The 16,185-nt window shown below is 57.7% G+C and carries 10 protein-coding genes; all 10 read left to right on the top strand.

Annotated features, from left to right (window positions below; all coding sequences use genetic code 11):
• Window positions 1-179 precede the first annotated feature (179 nt).
• On the top strand, window positions 180-2,498 hold the full coding sequence (locus FE782_RS13285; protein WP_158299388.1) for a helix-turn-helix domain-containing protein: 2,319 nt from the start codon (window positions 180-182) through the stop codon (window positions 2,496-2,498).
• 193 nt (window positions 2,499-2,691) lie between these two features.
• The gene (locus FE782_RS13290; RefSeq protein WP_138194582.1) at window positions 2,692-3,663 is read left to right on the top strand and encodes an ABC transporter permease; all 972 of its coding nucleotides are present in this window, start codon (window positions 2,692-2,694) and stop codon (window positions 3,661-3,663) included.
• 17 nt (window positions 3,664-3,680) lie between these two features.
• A complete protein-coding gene (locus tag FE782_RS13295; protein WP_138194583.1) occupies window positions 3,681-4,565 on the top strand; it encodes a carbohydrate ABC transporter permease in 885 nt (294 codons plus the stop codon).
• 106 nt (window positions 4,566-4,671) lie between these two features.
• Window positions 4,672-6,210, top strand: a complete 1,539-nt coding sequence (locus tag FE782_RS13300; protein WP_138194584.1) for an ABC transporter substrate-binding protein — start codon at window positions 4,672-4,674, stop codon at window positions 6,208-6,210.
• An 80-nt stretch (window positions 6,211-6,290) separates the two neighbouring features.
• On the top strand, window positions 6,291-9,077 hold the full coding sequence (locus tag FE782_RS13305) for a discoidin domain-containing protein (RefSeq protein ID WP_138194585.1): 2,787 nt from the start codon (window positions 6,291-6,293) through the stop codon (window positions 9,075-9,077).
• A gap of 19 nt (window positions 9,078-9,096) precedes the next feature.
• Window positions 9,097-12,696 (top strand): Ig-like domain-containing protein, encoded by a 3,600-nt coding sequence (locus FE782_RS13310; RefSeq protein ID WP_138194586.1) that lies wholly within the window; start codon window positions 9,097-9,099, stop codon window positions 12,694-12,696.
• Window positions 12,697-12,743: 47 nt separating this feature from the next.
• Window positions 12,744-13,871, top strand: coding sequence for a glycoside hydrolase family 88 protein (locus tag FE782_RS13315; protein WP_138194587.1), 1,128 nt, complete (start codon window positions 12,744-12,746; stop codon window positions 13,869-13,871).
• Between the two features lie 226 nt (window positions 13,872-14,097).
• Window positions 14,098-14,775, top strand: a complete 678-nt coding sequence (locus FE782_RS13320) for a Crp/Fnr family transcriptional regulator (RefSeq protein ID WP_238392472.1) — start codon at window positions 14,098-14,100, stop codon at window positions 14,773-14,775.
• A gap of 138 nt (window positions 14,776-14,913) precedes the next feature.
• Entirely contained in the window at window positions 14,914-15,105 is a 192-nt protein-coding gene (locus FE782_RS13325; RefSeq protein ID WP_138194588.1) for a YgaP family membrane protein, read from the top strand.
• A gap of 131 nt (window positions 15,106-15,236) precedes the next feature.
• Window positions 15,237-16,163: a helix-turn-helix transcriptional regulator gene (locus tag FE782_RS13330; protein ID WP_138194589.1), complete on the top strand. Its 927-nt coding sequence runs from the start codon at window positions 15,237-15,239 to the stop codon at window positions 16,161-16,163.
• The last annotated feature ends 22 nt before the right edge of the window (window positions 16,164-16,185 follow it).

Here is a 16,185-nt window from a genome sequence, read left to right on the forward strand (position 1 = left end):
TGATATTATAGAGGCGGGATCGGCAGAGACGCGTTTCATTCGGGCTGTAAAACAAGCGGTCGCGTCGAATGATAGGAATAACGGGAAATTACAGTATCGGTTCCTAGCCCGGATTTGTAACAATGGAGGATGTAACAGTACCCTGCTCGGAAGACGCGGACACGGAGGCGAAACATTACATGAATGTCGTGGGCGTGTATCGTTCCAAAAAATATTTGCAGCGCATCCTGACGACGATTACGTTGGTTTTGGTCGGGCTGCTGATCGTCTCGTCGGCTGCAATCTATTATACGTCCGAGAAAACCGTGCTGCTTATGCAACGGGACACGAACGAGAAAATATTGGCGCAAGTCAACTTCAACATCGCCAACATGAACGACGTGATCAGCAATATGGCCGCCTCGCTATACTTTGATCCGGAGCTCGTTCCGCTTATGACGACGAAAAACATCCATATCATGGATCTGATTAAGAAGCAAAACCGTCTCGACTCCGTCGTGAACGCGACGTCGTTCCTGCATTCGATCGTCGTCTACAACGGCTTCTCCGACCAGGTGTACTCGGGGGGAGACTCCGTCTTCAGGCATCCGGAGAGCGTTGCGGCAGCCAAGCTGAAGGCGTTCTTGAAGGAGGCGGACGGCGTCGTGAAGATGCGGCTCATTCCGCTTCATCTATTTTCTAAGGAGCCGAAGGTCGACGTCTTGTCGTTTATGATGTACGACGAATCCCGGTCGTATAACGGGAAGGACAGCGTGTTCATCTTGAATGTGAAGCCGGAGTGGCTGTTCGACAATGTGAAAATGATCAACGACCTCGCCGTGAAGCAGGCGAGCGCAATCTTCCTAGTCGACGGCCGGGGGAACGTGCTGGATTCGGCGGGCCTACGGCCGGCGGCAATCGCCGAATGGGAATCGATCCGGCGATTGCCCGAGCTGTCGGCGCAGGGATACGGGGATTTCGTGATCGACGTCGACGGGGAGAAAAGTCTCGTCACGTATAGCGACACCGGTATCAGCGATCTGCGGGTCGTGACGGTGCAGGCGTATTCGGCCGTGTTGAGCGACCTGCTGCGGATGCGAACCGCCGCCGTCGCGATTACGATCGGCTTTCTAATCGCATCGGTGATCGTCTCCCTATGGGTGTCGCACAAGCTGTACGAGCCGGTGGCGAGGCTCATGAACCGGATCCGGAAATACGAGGACGATCATCAGATACGGCAACAGCCGGACTATGACGAGCTGTCGTACGCGTCGACGGCGTACGAACAAGCGATGGAAAACTTGAACCGAGCCCGGGAACATGCGAAGGATAAACAGAAGACGTTGATGCAGTACGACCTTCGCAGACTGATTACGGACAGCGCAACGATGACGAAGGGACAGTTCGATCAGCTGATCGCGCAACACCGGCTGCCGATTCGCAGTCAAGGCGCGTATACGCTCGCCGTGCTGCGAATCGCCGAATACGGCCGGCGGAAAGATCGGGAGGCCGATTGGCCGTTATTCCGATTCGCCATCTCGAATATCGCGCAGGAAATCGTGTCCGCCGATTCCGAGTGCATATCGATCGACATGCGTGACGATCATCTCGTCGTTCTCCTCCAACGCGGAGGCGACGTCGGCGATCTCGTCCCGACGTTCGAGTCCGTGCAGCGAGTCGTTCGGGAATATTACCGGCTGACGATCGTCGTGGCGTTGAGCGAGCCGTTCGAGGCGTACCCGTCGATCGCGAAACAGTACGACCGAACGCTGCAATATTCGATGTACAGCATCGTATACGGTCCGTCGCGGGTCATTTTACCGCACACGGTCGCCGAAAATATAGAGAACATTGCCTATCAGCTGCCGGGGGACGTGGAGAAGAAGCTGGTCGAGGGGCTGAAAGCGGCCGATCGGAAGCAGTTGGACGATGCGCTGGATCGGGCGATCGCTCATATATCGAAGCTGAATTCCGATTTCATCATGTTTTCGGTTATGCAGGTCGTCGTGCTGATCAAAAATACGATCAAGGAGATCGGCGAAAATCGCTTGCAGTCGATCGCCCTCGACGTGAACGCGTTCAACCGCGACGTGCTGAATATTCAATCGCTGGACGAATTGCGCGAGCTCGTGTCCGGGCTGTTCCGCGACATCGCGGAACACGGCAAATCCGGCAAGGAGGAACGCAACGATATCGTCACGGAGACGGTGAAGGACATCATTAAAGAAAATTACAAGGATCCGAATTTGAATATGCAAGGCCTTTCCTCGATGGTCCGCATTTCCTACGATTACTTGGGCCGATTGTTCAAGAAGAACGAGACGATGTCGATATCGGATTACATTAACGAGGTTCGTCTGGAACAGGCGCGAATCTTGCTGGAGACGAAGGACTACAGCGTTTCGCAAATTATGGAGCAGGTCGGATTTACGAACCACAGCTACTTTTTCAAATTATTCAAGAAGAAATTCGGCACGACGCCGCGGGAATATCGGCTCAAGAAGTCGCTGTCTCCGTAGTGGCGCGAACGGACAGGAAGGGAAGCGGAACCCCGCCCCTTCCTTTTTTTTTACGTATCAAGAAACTTGCATGTTTTCCGGAATATCGCACCGGGGAATCCGACGTTTTCCGGAATTGTGCACTAGGCGGGGCCGCCGGATTTTGCCACGATAGAGTCGCAAACCCACTTCGAGAGGAAAAGGTGTGACGAGCATGGCTCAAACGGCGGCGAATCGGGCGGAGGAAGCCTTAGAGCGAAACGGGGGAGGCTTCGTTCGCAAGGAATGGCGGCAATTTAAGAAACATTACGAGCTGACGTTGATCGTTTTGCCCGCCGCGATCAAAATTTTCATTTTTTCGTACCTGCCGATGTACGGCGTCGTGGTCGCGTTCAAAAATTACCGGTACGACTTAGGGATCTTCGGCAGCGAGTGGGTCGGACTGAAAAACTTCGAGTTTTTTTTCGTGTCCGAGTACGCATGGCGCATCACGCGTAATACGGTGTTATACGAGCTTGGCTACTTGGCGCTTACGACGGTTTGCGCCCTCGCGCTGGCGGTCATGATGAATGAAATCGGACGAACGATCCTGAAGGTGTACCAGACAGCGCTGTTTCTGCCGTACTTCTTGTCCTGGGCTGTCGTATTTTATATCGTCTTCGCCTTCCTGGACATCAACAACGGGGTGTTGAACCGACTGATCGAACAGTTCGGCGGAACGGCCCGCCACTGGTATATGGAGGCGGAGCCGTGGCCTTACATTCTGAACATCGTCGCCTTGTGGAAGCGCATCGGATTTTCCGCGCTCGTCTACTACGCCGGCATTATGGCGATCAACCAGGAGTACTACGAAGCGGCGAAAATCGATGGCGCCACGCGCTTGCAAATGGCGACTCGAATCACGATTCCGATGATCATGCCGCTCGTGGCGATTTTGATCATTCTTGCGATCGGCAGCCTGTTCTCGGGCGACTTCGGACTCCATTTCTTCATCCCGAACAATTCGGGCATGACGTACCCGACGACGGACATTATCGACACATACGTCTACAGGGCGCTTATGGGGATCGGCGATCCGGGCATGGCCGCGGCGGTCGGTCTCGTTCAATCGCTCGTCGGGCTTGCCTTGGTCGTCTCGGCGAATGCGGTCGTTCGAAAAATCAACCCGGATAATTCTTTATGGTAGAGGGGAGGTTGTTGAGTATGCGAAAATCGTTTTCCCTCGCGGAGCTCGCGATTCATCTGATTTTCGTCGCGACGACGATCGCCATGGTCGTTCCGTTCCTGCTCGTCGTATCGATCTCGCTGACGGAGGAGCGAATGTTGAACGAGCTCGGCTACCGGCTGATCCCGCCGAAGATCAGCTTCGATGCGTACCGGTACATATTCGAGTCGCCGGTCATTCTGTCCCGAGCCTATGGGGTGACGATCATGTCTACGGCGCTCGGCACGTTCGGCAGCCTGCTGTTGACCGCGATGATGGGGTACGGCATCTCGCGGCGGGATTATCGGTATAATCGCCCGGTTACGTTTTTCGTCTTCTTTACGATGATGTTCAGCGGGGGTCTGGTGCCGACGTACATCTTGATCACCCAATATCTTCATCTCCGCGACACGATATGGGCGCTCATCTTGCCTGGCATGCTATCGCCCTTTTATATCATGGTCATGAAGGGGTTTCTGACCAAGGTGCCGCACGAAATTATCGAATCCGCGAAAATCGACGGCGCGAGGGAATGGACGATCTTCGTCCGCATCGTCCTGCCGTTGTCCGCGCCGGCGCTGGCGACGCTCGGCCTGTTCATCTCGTTCAACTATTGGAACTCGTGGTTTCCCGCCATGCTTTATATCGACAACGAAAAGCTCGTGCCGATTCAACTCCTGCTCGTGCGGATGATGCAGACGATCAATTTCTTGACGACGCATTCGGAATTCGTAAGCCGCTTGAATGTCGATCTTGCCGAGTTTCCGAACCTGTCGGCCCGGATGGCGATGACGGTGCTGGCCGCCGGCCCGATGATGTTCGTGTTTCCGTTCTTCCAACGGTATTTCGTGCAAGGCTTGACGGTCGGTTCGTTGAAGGGTTGATTCTTCATTCCGGCGCCGCCGTCCGGGGAAGGAGGTGAGACGGGAACGATCGGGCGCACGCCGTCATGCCATATATGCAGTCTTATATCCAACAAGGAGGGTTTCTATGTATCAGACGAAGAAGCTTTGGTATTCCATCGGTTGGATCGCGACGATCGTCGCGATGCTCGTCCTCGTCGCCTGCTCCGGCGCGCCGGCGAGCGAGCCGCAGGACGGGGCGTCCCCTTCCGTCGGCACGGAATCGGGTGCGACCCCCGAGCCGACCGCGCCGGCCGAGGAAGCGCTGCCGGAGGTCGAATTAACGTGGTACGTGCCGCAGGGAGAGATGCAGACGGACTATGCCGCCGTGGAACAGGCGATTAACGAGTACATCAAGCCGAAGATCAATGCGACCTTGAAGTTGAAGCCGATCATCTTCGCTTCGTACCCGGAGAAGATGAATACGATTATCTCCGCAGGGGAAGCATTCGATCTGCTGTGGGTGGCGAACTGGTCGTTCATCTATCAGGACGTCGCGAATAAGGGAGCGCTGCTCGAGCTTGACGGGCTGCTGGACGAGTACGGCGCGGAATTCCGGGACAGCTTGCCCGATGTCGCCTGGGAAGACGTTAAGCTGGACGGGAAGATTTACGGGGTACCGAACTACCAGATCGCCGCATCGACATACGGCTTCGCCATTCAGAAGCAGTACGCGGAGAAGTACAACCTCGATACGAGCGCAATCAAGTCGTTCGCGGATCTGGAGCCGTTCCTCGAGACGATTAAGCAGAACGAACCCGACCTGATTCCGTATACGACGGATACCGACTTCCGCGGGACGATGTACGGCTATCTTAAGGGGCCGAGCGAAATCCACGTCAAGGCGGGCGATCCGACGTACACAGTGGTCGATTACGTGCAGACGCCGGAATTCATGCAGCATTACGAGCGGCTGCACAGCTGGTATAACAAAGGGTATATCAACAAGGACGCGGCAACGACGCCGCTGATGGATACGCTCAAGACCGGCAAAGTCGTCGTTCGCTTCGAACCGACGCTGAAGCCGGGCGGCGAGGTGGAGGAGAAGCTCAAAAACGGCGGGAACGATGTCGTCTTCGCGCCGCTGTGGGAAGTGGAATTTACCGGCGTTACGTCCACGATGACCGCCATCAGCAAGACTTCGAAAAACCCGGAGCGCGCCATGATGTTCCTGAACCTCGTCAACACCGATCCGACGCTGTTCAACTTGCTTGCGAACGGCGTGGAAGGCAAGCATTACGAGAAGCTCGACGAGAAGACGATCCGCATCGTCAAAGAAGGCGGGTACGCGCCGAACGCTGACTGGGTGTTCGGCAACGTGACGAACGGCTACCTGCAGGAAGGGAAGGCGCCGGATACGTGGGAGAAGACGATCGAGATGAACGAGACGGCGAAGGTGCCGCCGCTGTACGGCTTTAAATACGATAAGAATCCGGTCAAGACGGAGGAAGCGAATATCGCCGCCGTGACCAAGGAATTTAGGGCGGCCGTCTTTACGGGAACAGTGGACCCTAAGGAGTATATACCGAAATGGACCGAAGCCCGAAAGAAGGCGGGAATCGACGTCATTCTGGCGGAGCAGCAGCGTCAGCTTGACGCATGGTTGAAAGAGAAGGGTATGAAGTAATTCGGGAGTTGCGGGGTTCGGTGCGGCTGATCGGAAGCATCCGACCCCGTTTCTAACCATTGTCGAAAGGACGTGGAAAGATGACTCGGAAGAATTACGGAACTTGGGTCGGTAGAGGGGTTCGCACCGCGCTGGCCGTCGCGATCGGCTGCAGTATCGCTGTCGCCGCCGTTCCGGCGCGGGTCGGGTATGCGGCGACTTACGATGTAACCGCTTACGGGGCGAACGGAAGCGACACTTCCGACGACCGGTCGGCTATCCAAAACGCGATCGATTCGGCTTCCTCCGGCGATGCGGTATACGTTCCTAACGGTACATACTTCATCAACGGACCGCTGACGATGAAGTCGGGCGTCAAGCTGACGGGGCAAGGGCAAAGCACGGCGATCGTGAAGAGCAGCGGCACGGGCAACGATTACATGGTGAAGATCTTTAACGCGAACAACGTCGTCGTGTCGAATTTGATGTTGGACGGCAACAATGTGGCGACGACGATGGGGGGAATCGCCGGATACGCCGGCAGCGGCCATCATATTCACCACGTCACGGTGAAGAACATCGGTTGGACCGGCGCCTCGTTCGGCGGCTTCGGCATCCGGTTTTTCGGCGACAACGATTACACCGACGGCGTGACGGACAGCGTTATCGAGAACAATACGTTCGCCAACCTCGGGGTCGCTTCGATCTGGGGCGGCGGCGTTCGCCTGTCGTGGGGCTCATCCCGGAATCGGGTGTCGAACAACACGATTTCGAACACCGGACGCGGCGGCATCTTCGTCGACAACGGCTCGACGGACAACGTCATCAAGAACAACACGATCTCCGGCAGCGGGTTGACGGCGGAGAAGCTCGGCATCGAAATTTGGGAGCACAGCGACCGGGCGCTGATCGAGGACAACGTCGTCGATCACTGGATCAGTCTGGACAGCTCGCCCGGCTCGGCCGTCCGGCGCAACACGGTCGGAAGCAACGCGGCGACGGTCGGAAAATACGGTCTGGAGAACGTGGCATCGTCATATTCGATCTTGACGGACAACGTCGTGGACGGGAACCAGGAGATGGGCGTCACGGTGTCCAATGCGGATCCGAAGGACTACATCTACTGGGGCTATAACACGATCGACGGCATGACGTTATACGGCGCGCAAATCCAGGGCAGCACCGGCGGAGCCAAAGGACATTATTTTTTCAAAAATAAATTTTTGAATACGGCCGACAGCACCGGCTCGGCCGGGTTTGGGTTCCGAATCAACGGCAACGTGACGTACCTGACGCTGCTGCAGAACGAAATCAAAAACAACGCCTCTCACGGCATCAACGTCACGGGCGCCGCCGGCGTCGATCAGCTGTCGGTCGTCGGCAACACGATTACGGGGAACGGCGGACGGTCGATCGATCAGTATCCGGCCGCTGCGGCCGACCTCGAATGGAGCGGCAACACGGTCAGCGGGAACGGCACGAATACGCAGCTGACGTCCCGCGGGTTCGCCAATACGAAGCCGACGGCGAATTTCACGAGCGCGACGACGGTAACGGCCGGAACGCCGGTGTCGTTCACGAATACGTCGACCGATCCGGGCGGGTCGATCGCGGTCAGCCTGTGGGACTTCAACGACGGCTTGCCGTCGACGTCCGCGAATCCGACGCATACGTTCGCGAACCCGGGCACGTATCGGGTGACGCTGGTCGTCTGGGACAATCTCGGCCGCGCTTCGCATATCGAGAAGACGATTACCGTCACGACGGGTTCGTCGTCGACGAACGTGGCGCTGAACAGGACGGTGACGGCGACGGCGTCGTGCGCCAACTCGGAATCTCCTCCGAAGGCGGTAGACGGCTTAACGACGACGAAGTGGTGCGACGGCACGGCGGGGGACAAGAAGCTGGCGGTCGACCTCGGCTCGTCCTATTCCATCCACCGCTGGGTCGTGAAGCATGCGGGCGCCGGCGGGGAGGGCACCTATTACAACACGAGGGACTTCAAGCTCCAGAAGAGCGCGGACGGCGTCGCGTGGACGGACGTCGACAGCGTGACGGGCAATACGGCGAATGTCACGGATCGGAACGTGACGCCGTTCACGACCCGGTACGTCCGGTTGTACATTACGTACCCGAGTACGATCGACAGCACGGCGCGCATTTACGAGCTCGAGGTGTACAGCGGAGGCGGGGGCGGAGGCGACGCGACGGCGCCGACGGCGCCGACGAACCTTTCGTCCCCGTCCAAGACGACGACCAGCGTCAGCCTGACGTGGACGGCGTCGACGGACAACGTCGCCGTCGTCGGCTACGATATTTACCGGAACGGCGTATTATGCGGCTCCAGCACGACGACGAGCTATACATGCGGGAACTTGACGCCGAACACCGCTTACAGCTTTACCGTGAAGGCGAGAGACGCAGTGCCGAACGTGTCGGCGGCCAGCAGCGCCCTGAGCGTCACGACGCTCGCATCGACGAACGTAGCGCTGAACAAGACGGTGACGGCGACGGCGTCGTGCGCGAGCTCGGAAACCGGACCGAAGGCGGTGGACGGCTTGTTGACGACGAAGTGGTGCGACGACACGGCCGGGGACAAGAAGCTGACGGTCGACCTCGGCTCGAATCACACGATTACCCGTTGGGTCGTGAAGCATGCGGCTGCCGGAGGGGAAGGCGTCCATTACAACACGAAGGACTTCAAGCTTCAGAGAAGCTCGGACGGCGTCGCATGGACGGACGTCGACAGCGTGACGGGCAATACGGCGAACGTGACGGACCGGAACGTCACGCCGTTCACGTCGCGATACGTCAGGCTGTACATTACGGCGCCGAGTCAGTCGTTCAGCACGGCGGCCCGGATTTACGAATTCGAGGTATACAACTGACAGAGGAGAGGAACTTCTTATGCGTCGATGGAAGATGTGGAAGAGCATGTTGTTTGCGTTGTCCGTCTGTCTCGCATTCACGGGCGCACTGTCCGCCGCGGCGGCGGAAGGCGGCGCGGAAGCCGCGGACCGCGGGAGCCGCGAGTCGGCGCCGCGAGCGGATTTCTATGTATCGCTCGAGGGGAACGACGCGTGGTCGGGCACGTCGAACGAGCCGAACGAAAGCGGCACCGACGGTCCGTTCCGGACGCTGGAGCGGGCGCAGTCGGCCGTGCGCGAGGCGATCGCGGACGGCATGACGGCCGACGTCGTCGTCGAGGTGCGCGGCGGCACTTACGCGCTGGATGAGACGCTGTCGTTCGGGCCTGCCGATTCCGGCCGGGACGGCTTCGACGTCATCTATCGCGGCGCGCCGGGCGAACGCGCCGCGCTCAGCGCCGGGGAACGGATCACGGCATGGTCGACGACGGACGGCGTCGTCTACGCCGCGAACGTCGGAACCGATCGGCCGTTCGACACGATGTACGAGAACGACCGTCGGAGCGTGAAGGCGCGGTACCCGAACCAGGGCTTGCCCCGGGAAGGCTATCAGCGTACCATCGGGTACCAGACGTCGTCGCCCAAGCGCAAATTCGGCTTCCAGGCGGGCGATATTCCGGCGCTGGCCGACATCGGACAGCTCGAAGCCGTCGTCTGGCCCGGGGGACCGTCGGGGGAAGCGAATTGGCAGCGCGACGAGAAGAAGGTCGTCTCGATCGACGAAGCGAACCGGATCGTGACGCTGGACAGCGACACGTCGTACGAGATCGGTCCGGGCTCCCGGTATTACGTGCAAAACCATCCCGCGCTGTTGGACGCGCCGGGGGAGTTTTATTTGGACAAGGCGAGCGGCACACTGTTTTACCGGCCGTATCGATTGCCCATCGAGGAGCAGACGATCGTCGTCCCGCGCCTCGGACGGGTGCTCGGCTTCGTCGGCGCCTCCGAGGCGAACCCGGTCGAGCATATCGTCTGGGACGGGATCGACGTCGCGTACGGCGATTCGAAGTCAGATTCGATGAGCCGGGACATCGACGACGGCGCGATATACATGACGAACGCGCGGTCGATCGTCATCCGGAACGGACGCATCTCGAACGTCGGCTTGACCGGCATTCTGGCCGCCGGACCGGTGCAAGGACTCGCCGCGATCGGCAACGACATCAGCGACATCGGCCACGTCGGCATTCATCTGGCAGGGGCGTACAATACGCGGCGATACGTGAACAAAGACAACGAGATCGTCAATAACCGCGTCGCCGGTACCGGACGAATCATGGGCTACTCGTCCGGCATCGGCATTACGAACAGCGGCGCCAATTATGTCGCGTATAACCGCGTCGAGGATACGCCGCGGTTCTCGATCGGATTATCCGCTACGCCGATCAATCAATATGTCGGCACGACGCTCGACGGCGTACCCGTGACCGAAGCGAACAAGCAGGACTTCGTCCAGACGCGCGACAACCTTTTCGAATACAACGATCTTTCGAACGCCAACACGGACTCCCAGGACACGGGGTTGTTCTACAGCTGGGGTTATACGTTGAACAATACGTTCGCCCGGAACTACGTGCACGACAGCGGCATTCATTTTTCGTTCGGATATGCGGTGTACCTGGACGACGAGTCGAACGGATTTACGATCGAGGACAACTTGATCGTGCGGCAGCAGAACGCCGGCGACGGCAACCTGAACGCCTCTATCGTGACGAAAGGGATCGGCAACCGGATCGTCAATAACTTGATCGCCGACAGTCCGCGGGCGTTATCGGGCTTCTCGACGATTACGCAATCGAACAATCACGGTCCGACGAGAGACAACGATTTCGTTCGGAATATCCTTTATAACGCCGGACAGAGCGTCTATGCGCATAACAGCTGGCATGCGGCCGCCATGCGGCAGAGCGATTACAATGTATTTTATCAGCCGAGCGGCAAGTACGTCCTGAACAATACGTCCGCCGCCGTTACGCTGGCGGATTGGAAGGACGCGCTGAACGGTAAGTACGATCAGCATTCCATCGCGACCGGACACGTCTTCGCGAATGCGCCGGAGCAAGATTACCGGCTCGCTCCCGATTCCGCGGCGCGCGGAATGGGCATTCGGGATATCGACGTCTCGCGCATGGGGCTGCTTCCGGCGTTCGCCTTCGCCGACCCGCTCGACCCGCTGGAGCGCATCTACCTGTTGACGGACGCTGCAGGCTCCGGCGCCGCGCTGGAGCTTGGCTCCAAGGAACAGGCGCAGCTGGACGTTCGCGGACGCACCGTCCGGGGATTCGCGGTCGCGCCTTCGCGGAATGACGTCAAGTTCCGGAGCGACGACCCGAGCGTCGCATCGGTGAACGACAACGGCGTCGTCAAGGCGAACAAGTCGGGCGTCGCCCGGATTACGGCGACCGTCGCCTCCGGCGGCTTCGTCCGATCCGTCGCGCTAGACGTCTTCGTCGACGACCGGATGAGCGAATTGGTCGTGCAGGCGCCGAAGCCGACGCTGACGCTCGGCGAGACGACGGAGCTGGCCGCGTACGGGCGGACGCGGTTCGGCCAGGTGAAGGACTTGTCCGGCATGAACGTGTCGTACTCCAGCTCGGACGACGGCATCGTCGCGGTGGATGCGAGCGGCAAGGCGACCGGCGTCGGGTACGGCGCCGCCGACGTCACCGTGTCGGCGGTCGACCCCGAAACCGGCGCAGTCCTGGAGCAAGCCGTCGACATCGCCGTCGTGTCTTCGAAGCTGAACGGTTTGAAGGCGACGCTGGAGACGAAAGGCTTGCATCCGGGTCAATCGTCGAATCTGCTCGTCGCCGGCACGATGAGCGACGGAACGCCGGCGGATTTGACGGAAGCCTCGTGGACATACGAATCCGATCGGCCGGACATCGTGTCGGTCGATGCGAACGGCGTCGTGACGGCGGTCGGCGCCGGCCAGGCGACGATCACGGTCACCGCGACGCTCCGCAGCGTGACCAAGTCGACAAGGCTGTATATCGTCGTGTTCGAGGAGGAGACGCTCCCGGCGCCGTGGCAGGTGTCGCATTACGGTAACGCAAGCGGAACGGCGCTGTACGAAGACGGCAAGTTCCGCGTGCTGAGCAACGGGTACGACGTGTGGGGCACGGCCGACGACTTCGTCTACTTGCATCAGAACGCGTCATTGCAGGAGGGAGAGGCCGTGACGGTGACGGCGCGCATCGAGTCGGTCGTCTTCACGAACGCCAATGCGTCGTCCGGCGTCATGCTTCGGTCGGGCGACGGCGACGGCGCGAAGCATGTTCACTTCCGTCTGCTGCCGAACGGCAACTCGGTGCTAGTGTACAGGACGAGCGAGAACGGCAGCTCCTCGTACGCCCCCGGGCCGAGGTTCCAGTTCCCTCAGGGAGGGTACATTCGACTGACGCTGCGGGATGCGGTCGCGACCGCAGCCTACTTCGATCCGGCCGCGAATCAGTGGGTGAAGGTGCGGGATTTCAACGTCGATCTGGGCCATGAAGTGATGGCCGGCGTAGGCGTCTTCGCCCAGTCGGATGTAATGACTGAGTCGATCGTGTCCGAGCTGGAGGTTGCCGTCGAGTAACCGGCGCGGGCGTGGCAACGGACTTGTTTACGAGGGGGAGAAAGCGATTGATCGATGTTTCGAAGCAGGTTGACATGACGCCGTTCCTTCGCAAAATCGAAAGAAACATGGAACGATTCGATCGCCGTATCTTTCCTGGGACGGCGAAGGACGGAAAGTATTCCGACAGTACGCAGTCCTTCCTTGAAATGTACCATTGGACGAATTCGTTTTTTACCGGCATGGTGTTTTACGCCCACGAGTTAACGAAGGACAAAAAGTATCTAAAATACTTGCAAGGATACGAACCTCTGTATCGTGCCAAAGTTTTCGAGAAGCCGCTCGAGACGATGCACGATCTCGGCTTCTTGTACTCCTTGTACTCTGTAGCGATGTATAAGACGACGGGCGACCTCAGAGCCCGCGAGACGGCGCTGAAGGCGGCCGACGAGCTGGCCAAGCGGTTCAACGTCCGTGGTAATTACATCCAGGCTTGGGGCAAGATGTCCCGATCCGAAGGAAACTTCTGCGGGTGGATGATCGCGGATTGCATGATGAATTTGCCGCTGTTGTACTGGGCTTGGAAGGAAACCGGGCATACGTTCTATCGGGACGTGGCGAACGAGCACGCGAAGACGAACTCGAAGTATATCGTTCGGGAGGATCGCACGGTTGCGCATGCGTACGCGTTCGACCCGGACTCGGGCGAGCCGCTCGGCGAACGGAACGATTGCGGGGCTGCGGTCGGATCGTATTGGGCGCGCGGGACGTCGTGGCAAATTTACGGGTATGCGCTGGCGTATCGGTACACCGGACAGCCGGACTTTCTCGAGACGGCCGAACGGGTGGCGGATCGATATTTGGAGGAACTCGGGAACGCCGGCGTGCCGATATGGGATTTCCGTTTGCCCGAGGGCACACCGGATGATCCCGATCCGACAGCTTCGGTCGTCGTCGCTTGCGGGCTGCTTGAGCTCGCACGGCACGTCGGCGCCAAGGGGGAGCGATATCGCTCGGCAGCCGAGCGCATGGTAAGTGCCGTATCGCAACCGGAATTTTGCTCGTGGGACGAGACATACGAATCTATCGTCATTGTGCGTCAGCAGGACGGTACCGTCCGCAGCGGCATCTGGGGCGATTATTTCTTCCTCGAAGCGACGCTTCGCTTGCGCGGCGCCCCCCAGATTTATTGGTAAAAGCATTCAAGCATTGAATACACGCCGGAAGTTTGCGGGACGAGCGCAAATTCCGGCATTTTTTTGTTTTTCCCGGAACGTTCAGCGAATATAGATATTGGGGTTCGTTCGACATACATGCGGCAGACTTGGAAGCATGGCATAAGGCAGGTAAATTTTGTACACCTTAAGTCCGTGGATTCCGCTGGAAGGAATTGGACAATGGATGAGTCGGGGAGATGAACCCTTGAATTCGCATTTATCCGAACATATACCGCGAATCATTTCATTATTTCCCAGTCTTGCGGACATGACCGAGCAGGATTGGAGCCGAGACGGTATAAAAGTGATTTATTTGGAGCCCAATTATACGATTAAAGAAGGACGGTTTCTAGAGTATGCGTTTTTGATTTTGGACGGCACAGTGAGAATGTATAAAATAAGTCCCGGCGGTCGGGAAATTACGCTGTACAGAATTCATAGCGGAGAATGTTGTCCTCTGATGACCTCATGTATTTTAGGCGAGACCGAATATGAAGCTACAGCCCACGTGGAAACGGCCGGCTCGGCGCTGGCGATTCCCGTCGACATATTTCGCGACTGGACGGACCGTTACCGGATATTCCGTCAATTCATCCTTACATCGCTAGCCCGACGGATTATAAGTATGTCCAGCCTGTTGGACAGCATCAACTTTAAATCCATTCGCGGACGAATATCGGAATTTCTTATTCAAAGGGTCGGACACTGCGGCAATTCCGATACCCTGCATATTACCCATGAAAGCTTGTCCGTTGAGCTTGGTACGGCCCGCGAAGTGATCAGCAGAAGTTTAAAGGAACTTGAGAAGGAAGAAATCATTACACTCTCGAGGGGGAAAATCACGATTAGGGATCGAAAAGCGCTCGAACGTTATGTTGAATAGCGCTCAACGGGACCGCCTGACTTCCCGTACGGTTCGTCCCCGTTATGTGATAAAGTTACGGTTTGTAATGAACGGTCCTGATATGATCTTACCTGTAAGAAGTATGAAACGCCTTAATACTAGAAAGGAGAATTGTAAATGAAAAACGTCGGGGGAGCGGACCGCGCCGTTCGAATTATTTTAGGAATCGGCCTTTTATCCTTGTTTTTCATCCTTCCGGATTATTGGAAACTGTCGGGCTTGATCGCTTTGCCGCTTCTGATAACCGGCTTGGCGCAAAAGTGCGCCATCAATACATTGTTGGGACGCAACACGTGCAGCATTAGATGAGCGGTTGAACTTAGTTAGTTCCTATGAGGGCGTATACACGATTTTGTGTATACGTCCTTTTCGCCGATAGGGATTTCCGGATAAACGGAGAAAAGTATTACATGAAAACACCATCTAGCGGAGGATGACGAATGAAGATCGAACGACTCATTTCCATGATCTACATGCTACTTAATCATGAAGTCGTCTCTGCTTCGGAGTTGGCGGCGAAATACCGAGTATCGCAGCGAACGATCTACCGAGACATTGACACGATCTGCGCCGCGGGCATTCCGGTCGTCTCTTATCAAGGGGTCAATGGGGGCTACGGCGTTATGGAAACGTATAAGATGGACAAAAGTTTACTGAATTCGTTCGACATCGAGACGATCCTTACGATGCTGAAGGGACTGTCCGATGTGTTCGTCGACGAGCAGACGATGGAGACGGTTCGCAAATTGCAGACGATTCGGCCGGACGGGTCGCAAGCAGGCATGGCGCTCGAGCTTGATAGCCGCTGGTCGTCGAAGGAGACGCTGCGGCAACTGAAGTCGGCGATCAAGTCGCGTAAAGTCGTCTATATGGAGTATATCAGTATGAAGAACGAGCGCACGTACCGAACGATCGAGCCGATCTGCCTCATCTATAAGAATCATACCTGGTACTTGTACGGCTACTGCCGCACCCGGAAGGACACCCGCGAATTCCGGCTCTCCCGTATGGATAACGTGCAAGTTCTGCCGGAGCAGTACCACGGGCGGCACGAGATGCCCGACCATCGGCGCGACGCGTATAACCGGGCGGAACGGCCGGACGCCGCCGCGTTCGACGTGACGATTCGGTTCTCGCCGCGCGCGCTGGCAAGAGCGCTTGATTTCTTCAACGGCCGGGAGAAGGAGAAGAGCTATCACGCCGACGGATCGATGACGGTTACCCTGCAGCTCCATCCGCCCGACGAGGGCGAATGGCTGCTGCCGGTCATCCTCAGCTTCGGCGAAGAAGCGGAGATTGAAAGTCCGGAGACATGGCGAAACCGGATGCGGATAAAGCTCGAGAACGTTTTATCGAAATACGCCTAAACGCCTCGTATGTTCGAGATTC

This window comes from Paenibacillus antri (genome assembly GCF_005765165.1).
In the GTDB taxonomy this organism is placed as follows: Bacteria; Bacillota; Bacilli; order Paenibacillales; family YIM-B00363; genus Paenibacillus_AE; species Paenibacillus_AE antri.

Bases quoted from the DNA above. Each gene is read 5' to 3' on its own strand.
- FE782_RS13295 (WP_138194583.1), top strand. From the start codon at position 3,681: ATGCGAAAATCGTTTTCCCTCGCGGAGCTCGCGATTCATCTGATTTTC.
- FE782_RS13310 (WP_138194586.1), top strand. From the start codon at position 9,097: ATGCGTCGATGGAAGATGTGGAAGAGCATGTTGTTTGCGTTGTCCGTC.
- FE782_RS13330 (WP_138194589.1), top strand. From the start codon at position 15,237: ATGAAGATCGAACGACTCATTTCCATGATCTACATGCTACTTAATCAT.
- FE782_RS13285 (WP_158299388.1), top strand. From the start codon at position 180: ATGAATGTCGTGGGCGTGTATCGTTCCAAAAAATATTTGCAGCGCATC.
- FE782_RS13300 (WP_138194584.1), top strand. From the start codon at position 4,672: ATGTATCAGACGAAGAAGCTTTGGTATTCCATCGGTTGGATCGCGACG.
- FE782_RS13305 (WP_138194585.1), top strand. From the start codon at position 6,291: ATGACTCGGAAGAATTACGGAACTTGGGTCGGTAGAGGGGTTCGCACC.
- FE782_RS13325 (WP_138194588.1), top strand. From the start codon at position 14,914: ATGAAAAACGTCGGGGGAGCGGACCGCGCCGTTCGAATTATTTTAGGA.
- FE782_RS13290 (WP_138194582.1), top strand. From the start codon at position 2,692: ATGGCTCAAACGGCGGCGAATCGGGCGGAGGAAGCCTTAGAGCGAAAC.